This is a genomic window from Fluviicola sp. (genome assembly GCF_030151805.1).
GTDB lineage: Bacteria > Bacteroidota > Bacteroidia > Flavobacteriales_D > Crocinitomicaceae > Fluviicola.
Genome location: NZ_JASLCN010000206.1, coordinates 1 through 7,831 on the forward strand (window position 1 = coordinate 1; position 7,831 = coordinate 7,831).

The following is a 7,831-nucleotide window of genomic DNA, read 5'->3' on the forward strand; positions in this document are numbered from 1 at the left end:
TTTAGACAATGCAGCAACTACCCCGCTTGCGAAAGAAGTTGCGGAAGCCATGATTCCAGTTTTAGAGAATGAGTTCGGGAATCCGTCTTCAACACATTTTTATGGCCGGCAGACAAAAGCATTGATCGAAACTTCCCGTCGTGCAATTGCAAAACAATTAAATTGCTCTCCGAATGAATTGATTTTCACTTCCGGAGGAACGGAGGCCGACAATATCGCATTGAATACCGCGGTTTATCAATTGGGTGTAAAACGCATCATCTCTACCACCATTGAGCATCACGCTGTTTGTCATACCATAGAACATTTAGCTGAAAGAGAAGGAATTGAAGCTGTTTGGTTAACAGTTGATTCCAAAGGGAATATTGATCTGAATGAGCTGGAAACTTATCTGAAAGATGAGAAACCAACCCTGGTTTCCCTGATGCACGCAAACAATGAGATCGGAACATTGACTCCGATTGAAAAAGTAAGCGCGCTTTGCAAACAATACAACGCTTATTTCCATACGGATACGGTTCAAACCATGGGGCATTATGCTTTCGACCTGGAAAAACTGGGAATGGATTTCATTACCTGTGCTGCACATAAATTCCACGGACCGAAAGGAATCGGGTTTTTGTATGCAAACAAACGCATCAAAACAGATATCTTGATTCACGGTGGTGCGCAGGAGCGCGGATTGCGTGGCGGAACTGAAAACGTTTACGGAATTGTTGGTTTGGCAAAAGCCATTGAATTGGCATACAGCCATTTGGAAGAGCACCAAAACCATGTTCAGGGATTGAAATCCTACATGATAGAACGGTTGAAAGCAGTTCTTTCCGACGTTACGTTCCACGGAGAAACAGATCCCGACAAAAGCTTGTATACCGTTTTAAACGTTTGTTTACCTGCAACCGAAAAATCAGGAATGTTACTGTTTACCCTTGATTTGAAAGGTGTCGCCTGTTCCGGTGGTTCTGCCTGTTCTTCAGGAGCAACGAAAGGTTCTCACGTTCTAGAAGGAATTCAGGCGGATCATACCAGACCGAACGCGCGTTTTTCTTTTTCACGTTATACCACCAAAGAAGAAATTGATTTTGCCATTGAACAACTGGAAGCCATTTATGAGAAAGTCCTGGTTTAATTGAAAATGTAAACGATAAAATTGAGAAGTGTTGCGGGGATTTTTTAAATTTCGGTTTGAAATCTTCCTGAAACAGAGATTCGGTCTTCTTTTCACGAAAGAAATTCAGTACAAGTCATACCAATTTTGAATCGTTATGAAACAGATCCTTCTCCTGCTGATGTTTGTATCCGGATTTTCGAATCTGAAAGCGCAAACGTATTTTCCACCGCTTTTAGGAACAACCTGGAGCACGACCGATCCCGCAACACTGGGTTGGTGTCAGGATTCCATCAATAAATTGTATGATTGGCTGGAAACAAGTGATTCAAAAGCCTTCATCGTTTTGAAAGACGGGAAAATTGTTCTGGAAAAGTATTTCGGAACCTTTACGGCAGATAGTTTTTATGTCTGGAATTCGGCAGGAAAAACACTCACTGCTTACGCAATCGGAATTGCACAACACGAAGGTTTACTGGACATTAACGATCCTACCAGTGATTACCTGGGAAGCGGATGGACCAGTTTGACTGCTCCGCAGGAAAATGCCATCACGATTAAAAATCAGTTAACCATGACAACAGGTTTGGATGACAGCGGTTCGAATATGGATTGCACAGATCCTGCTTGTTTGACTTTCAAAGCTGCTCCCGGAACACGTTGGGCCTATCACAATGCTCCTTACACACTTCTTGATTCGGTGATTGAAGTTGCAACCGGAATGAGTCTCAGTAGTTGGGTGGCACAAAAGATCGGAACCAAGATTGGAATGACCGGTTTGTACGTCTCTGTCGGATACAATAAAATCTTTGTTTCCAAACCGAGAAGCATGGCACGTTTCGGATTATTGCTTTCCCAGAACGGATACTGGAACGGAAATGCAGTTCTCCCCGATCTGACTTACCTGAATGAAATGCGTAACAGCAGCCAGAGTCTGAACAAATCATACGGTTATCTGACCTGGCTCAACGGGAAAACATCTTTTATGATTCCCCAATCCCAATTTGTCTTCCCCGGAGAATTATGTCCGAATGCTCCTGCAGAAATGTACGCAGCTGAAGGAAAAAACGGACAAATCATTAATGTGGTACCGTCCGAAGGAATTGTTTTGGTCAGAATGGGAAGCACGATGGGAAACAGTTTGGTGGGTACTCAATACAACGACACCATCTGGCAATATATGAACCGCTTGACCTGCACAGCAGGATTGGAAAGTAATTCGCTGGACCTGATCCGGATAGCTCCCAATCCGACAAATGGCCTGCTGAAACTTTCAAATCTGACCGGTAACGAAATTTTCGAACTAAAAAACCAAGTCGGCCAAGCAGTTCCATTTCAGCAATTTGGAAATGAAATTTATTTTTCCGAATCACAAAAAGGAGTTTATTTCCTCACAATCCACAAAGAAAACAATACAAAAACTTTGAAAGTCATACGCAATTAGCGGAAAAATCCACTAAATTAGCCTATGCCCAACACAAAAAGACATATTCTCATCATGAGTTCATGGTTTCCTACTCGTATCGATCCTTACGCGGGAAATTTTGTAGAGCGCTTTGCACACCTGCTTTCGGACACTTACGAAGTCACGGTGCTGCATACCATGGGCGACAAGAATTGTTCTTCCATCGAGGTAGACGATCAGCAGGTAGACAACCTGAGAATCATCCGGATTTATCACCGCATTGCCAGTAATCGGTTCATTCACTGGTGGCTGCAGCGAAAAGCATTGCGAAAAGGACTCTTGATGCTCGACCACATTGATTTGATCTTTGCACATATTTTTCTGCCCCGCGCCATGCAGTTTGCGCGTGTTCAACGCTATTTTCACGCACCGTTGATCGTAATGGAACATGGTTCCTACTACCGGAAAAAACTACGGAAGAATTTTCTTTCCCTTCACCAGCAGGTTATTAAACGGGGAAGCAGACATACCAGCGAAATTGTAGCTGTTTCAAACGTACTCAGAAGTGATATGAAACCGCTTTTCCCCACAACGAAGATCCAGGTGATCCCCAATTTTGTGGATGAGCAGATCTTTACCTTAAGAGAAACCAATCCGGTGGAGCGCAAAAAGTTTATTCATATTTCCACGCTGGACAAAAACACCAAAAATCCGGGTTTTCTTTTTGACGGTTTCCTCAATGCTTACCTGGAATCCGGTAAAACAATCAGTTTGACGGTGGTTTCCGATCAAAATACCGATGAATGGGAAAGATGGGCGAAATTGAACAGCTGCTCCGAGGCCATTATCTTTACCGGCCCATGCGAATGGGAAGAAGTGAGCTTCTTATTAAAAGAGCACGATGCCCTGATTCTGACTTCGGAATACGAAACATTCAGTATTGTGATTGCTGAAGCCTGGCTGACCGGAACTCCTGTTATTTCAACAGCCGTCGGAATTGCAGCAAATATGACGGAAGCATTGGGAATCAAAATCGAACAAAACAATATTTCCGACCTGAAACGCGCCATTCTGAACATGGTCAACGGAAAAGTGGAATACGATAAAGAATTTCTCCGCGCTTTCGGAATGCAATTCTCAAAAGAAAGCGTCAAAAATCAATTGATCGAATTATTCAACAAGCACTTTATTATATACGAATAGTTCAAAAAGTGAAAAGAAAACCGGTTTGAACTTTTGAACCCTGAGCTTTTACACTTTTTAAACTCCTTGAACTTTCCTCATGAACAAAAAAGATCTCCTTCAACATATTTCTGAAACGATCACGGAGAAAGCCACCCGGCTTCAACAGGATATTGCGGACCTGCAAAAAGATATCGCAGAAGACAGCAAGAGTTCGGCAGGAGATAAATTCGAAACTTCGCGTGAAATGGCACAGCAGGAACTGGGGAAACTCAGTACTCAATTAGCAGAACAGCAACGGCTGAAAAAATTACTTGAAAGCCAGGCTTCCGAAACTTCATCTTTCATTAAAGTCGGCTCATTGGTTCAAACCAATCTGGGCACTTTTTTGGTCGGTATACCAATCGGGAAGATCACTTTCGGGAATACATCCATTATAGGAATCGGAGTAAGTGCTCCTTTGGGCCAATTACTTTTGAATAAGTCTGAAAATGACCGGATATCTTTCAACAACCAAAACTTCCTGATTGAAAAAATCAGCTGATTCAGGGAAAATACTACATCCTTTTAGTTTGTATTAAGAGAATGTTAATTGAGTTCACAATTTGTTTACGTAAGACTTACAATCCCATAATTTTGCACTTAATTTAGAATAACGTTATAGCTGTTCCTTTGTGGCAAAATTAAAGCTATGAAGATATTTTTATCCGTTGTTTCATTATTATTCGTCAGCATTGCATTTTCGCAAGACAAAAACACCGGAGTAATTCAAGGAAAAGTGATCGATTCCGAAACGGGAGAAGGACTTCCTTCTGCTCAGGTCGAATTGATTGAGCAAAGTAAACGAATCTTATCCGATATCGAAGGTATTTACAACTTCAGCAAGCTGGAAAAAGGAACTTATTCCGTTCGGATCGTGTATCCGGGAATCCCGACTCAAGTTGTCAATGACATCCAGGTAAAAACAGGAGAAGTTACGACTATTGATGTGGTGATGTATCCGCCAAGCGAAGATTCGCTTGTCGAAGTAGTCGTTACTGCCAAAAGAATTACAGATACGGATCAGGGAGTTGTTTTGGCTCAGAAAAATGCGATCAGCGTTGGTGACGTGATGTCGAGTCAATCGATTTCAAAGTCTACAGCAAGCAATACGAGTGATGTATTGAAGATGGTCAGCGGAGCAAGTATCCAGGACAACAAATTTGCGGTTATCCGCGGATTGAATGACCGGTACAACGCTGCTTTTTTAAATGGTTCTCCCCTTCCAAGTTCGGAAAGTGACCGGAAAGCGTTTTCGTTCGACATGTTCCCTTCCAATATGCTTGACAATTTAACGATTACCAAATCGGCAACACCAGACCAACCCGCAGAATTTGCAGGAGGTTTGATCCAGATTAATACGAAAAGTATTCCAGAGAAAAACTTCATTTCTTTCCAGGTCGGAACGGGAATCAACACAATTACAACATTCAAGGACCGTACTTCTTACAAAGGAGGAAAAATGGACTGGTTGGGAATCGACGACGGGACGAGAAAAATGCCCGCTGCAATTCCTGCCCAGGCAGATTATCCTACAAGCATTCACGATCAGGCAAAAATTGCTCAGAAATTCTCTACAAACTGGGGAACAACTGAAAGCAAATTCTTACCAAACCTGAGCGTACAGGCATCTGCAGGATTCAACAAGAAATTCGGAAAACGCGAATTCGGAATGATTGCTGCTTTGACTTACAGCAGAAGCTTCAGCTATAACGAAACGGTTCGCCGCGGTTATTCCAACAGTACAGACCCGAATTCAGTTCAATCCACTCAAATTGATTACGATTATTTAGACAAGAATAACGTGACGAATCTACTTGCAGGTGGTTTGGTGAATTTTGCATTGAAATTGAACGAGCGAAATACAATCAACTTCAAAAATATCTACAGCATCAACTCATCGGATAAATTGATCAACCGTACAGGTGAAATCAATCCGCTGGAAGAAAACCCGAATTTACTGCGTTCAAATGCACGTTGGTTCACTTCCGACAGAGTCTATTCCGGACAGCTTGAAGGACAGCATGGTTTGAAACTACAGGGATTAAAAATCAACTGGTTGGCAGGTTACAGCAACGTACAGCGTTCTATCCCGAACCTGAGCCGTTCGATCTATACACGTAGTAAAAACATGAATGCGGACAATCCGAATCCTTACGACACCATGTATGTGGCAAACATTTCATTGACGAATGTTGGTTCAAGTTACGGTGGTGGAATGTTCTTCTCCGAAAACCACGAAAGTTCGATCAACGAGCGTTTAGACTTGTCTTATGCAACAGATTTGTTCGGAAAAATCAAAAGCGAATTCAAAATCGGGGTTTACAACCAGGTTCGTACAAGAAAATTCGAAGCACGCCAATTAGGATACACCCGCTATGGTGTAACAGGTGGAAATGTGAAGTTTGACAACAGTTTATTATACCTTCCGGAAGACCAGATCTTCGCTCCTCAAAACATGGGATTGATCGAAGAAGGTGTAAACGGTAACCCGGGAAAAGGTGGATTCAAGTTAACTGACGGAACAAAAGCTTCTGACAGTTACGACGCACGATCTATTTTGAATGCAGCTTACATTCAATTGGATAACCGTTTTGCAAAACGTTTCCGCGTGATTTACGGTGTTCGTGCTGAATACTTCCAACAGGAGTTGAACTCTTTGCGTGATAACAAAACCGAATTGAAAATCAATACGAAGAAATTAGACTTCCTGCCTTCCATCAACGCGATTTTCGAAGCAAACAAAAGAACAAACATTCGTTTGAGCTACTCACAGACGTTAAACAGACCAGAGTACAGAGAACTTGCTCCGTTTGCGTTCTACGATTTCACAACCAACTTTGTGGTTTCAGGAAACGATACCTTGAAGCGTGCATTGATCCACAACCTGGATTTGAGATATGAAACATTTGCAGGAAGAGGTCAATTGCTTTCAGCAACTATTTTCTACAAGAACTTCCAAAACCCGATCGAGCAAAAATCTCGTGCGGACGTTGTTAATGAGATCTCTTTCCAAAACGTACCTTCCGCAACAAATTACGGATTGGAGTTAGAAGCAAGATCATTGGTTTCATCTCTCTTCAAACTGGATACGGCTTCTTTCTTTGATAAGTTGACTGTTTATTCCAATTTGTCGATCATTCGTTCAAAAGTAGATGTATCAACAGTCGTTGGTAGCGTGGCAGATTCAAGACCGCTTCAGGGACAATCTCCTTACGTTTTCAATGCAGGGTTGCGTTATGACAATGCCCGCAATTTATGGGGAGTTGCATTGAACGTAAACCGTGTAGGTCAACGCATCTACATCGTAGGAAACGTAAACGAACCGGATCTTTGGGAAAAAGCCCGTACTTTCCTTGATCTACAAATCACAAAAGGATTCTGGAAAGGTCGTGCACAGTTTAAATTAAACATTCAGAATATTTTGGCTCAGGATCAGATTTTCTATCAGAATAACTCATCTGAAAGATCTTCTGCAAGCGGTCTTAACGGATTCTTCAATACCATTTTTGTTGGTGACAAGAACAACAATAACAACTTCGATAAGAAGATTGACCAACAGGTTTGGAGAACAAACTTCGGAAGAACATTTACAGCTTCCGTAAGCATCAGATTGTAATAAAAGCATCTTTTACAGCAAGCCATCTGTTCTTCATCGAGCGGATGGCTTTTTTGTTTGTGCTGAAAGGATGAATCGTCCAACGCCTTGAACTTTTAAACCTTTTAAACTTTTCCACTTCCCCCTCTCACTAAAACGATTCACCCAATGTTAAATTAATGATACCACCATTAAAATTGACTTAACATTTATTTACGCGAATCGTAACCTAAAAGAAAGGATTGAACAAGGTTAGTAAATCAATTTTGTACCAAGAAAAAAAAGGAAAAATGAAAAAAATTTACTTAAGTGCAATGTTCGCAAGTTTAGGAACTTTAGCAGCATTCGGACAGTTTGAACAAACCACTTATCGTGGTGCTTTTGCTCCTGCTCCAACAGCAATGTGGACAGATGGTTGGTCCAACTGGGATCCTCAAAACACAAACTACGGTTCTTCTAACCAAACAATCACAGCAAACATTACATCAAACACTACGTG

The 7,831-nt window shown here is 41.7% G+C and carries 6 protein-coding genes; all 6 read left to right on the top strand.

The genetic code is table 11. The features are described from left to right. Positions 1 to 1,129: cysteine desulfurase family protein (locus Q1V93_RS07710; RefSeq protein WP_300663428.1), on the top strand; the 1,129-nt coding region annotated here is incomplete at its 5' end. 136 nt (positions 1,130 to 1,265) lie between these two features. Then, positions 1,266 to 2,552: a serine hydrolase gene (locus tag Q1V93_RS07715; protein ID WP_300663430.1), complete on the top strand. Its 1,287-nt coding sequence runs from the start codon at positions 1,266 to 1,268 to the stop codon at positions 2,550 to 2,552. 54 nt (positions 2,553 to 2,606) lie between these two features. Beyond that, positions 2,607 to 3,716 carry a glycosyltransferase family 4 protein gene (locus tag Q1V93_RS07720; RefSeq protein WP_300663432.1) on the top strand — a complete coding sequence of 370 codons (1,110 nt, stop codon included), beginning with the start codon at positions 2,607 to 2,609 and terminating at the stop codon, positions 3,714 to 3,716. A 79-nt stretch (positions 3,717 to 3,795) separates the two neighbouring features. Further along, positions 3,796 to 4,239, top strand: coding sequence for a hypothetical protein (locus tag Q1V93_RS07725; RefSeq protein ID WP_300663433.1), 444 nt, complete (start codon positions 3,796 to 3,798; stop codon positions 4,237 to 4,239). A gap of 147 nt (positions 4,240 to 4,386) precedes the next feature. Then, complete coding sequence (locus Q1V93_RS07730) at positions 4,387 to 7,353, top strand: TonB-dependent receptor (RefSeq protein ID WP_300663435.1); 2,967 nt, start codon at positions 4,387 to 4,389, stop codon at positions 7,351 to 7,353. Positions 7,354 to 7,622: 269 nt separating this feature from the next. Continuing rightward, positions 7,623 to 7,831 (top strand): hypothetical protein (locus Q1V93_RS07735; RefSeq protein WP_300663437.1); only part of this gene is annotated, 209 nt, incomplete at its 3' end.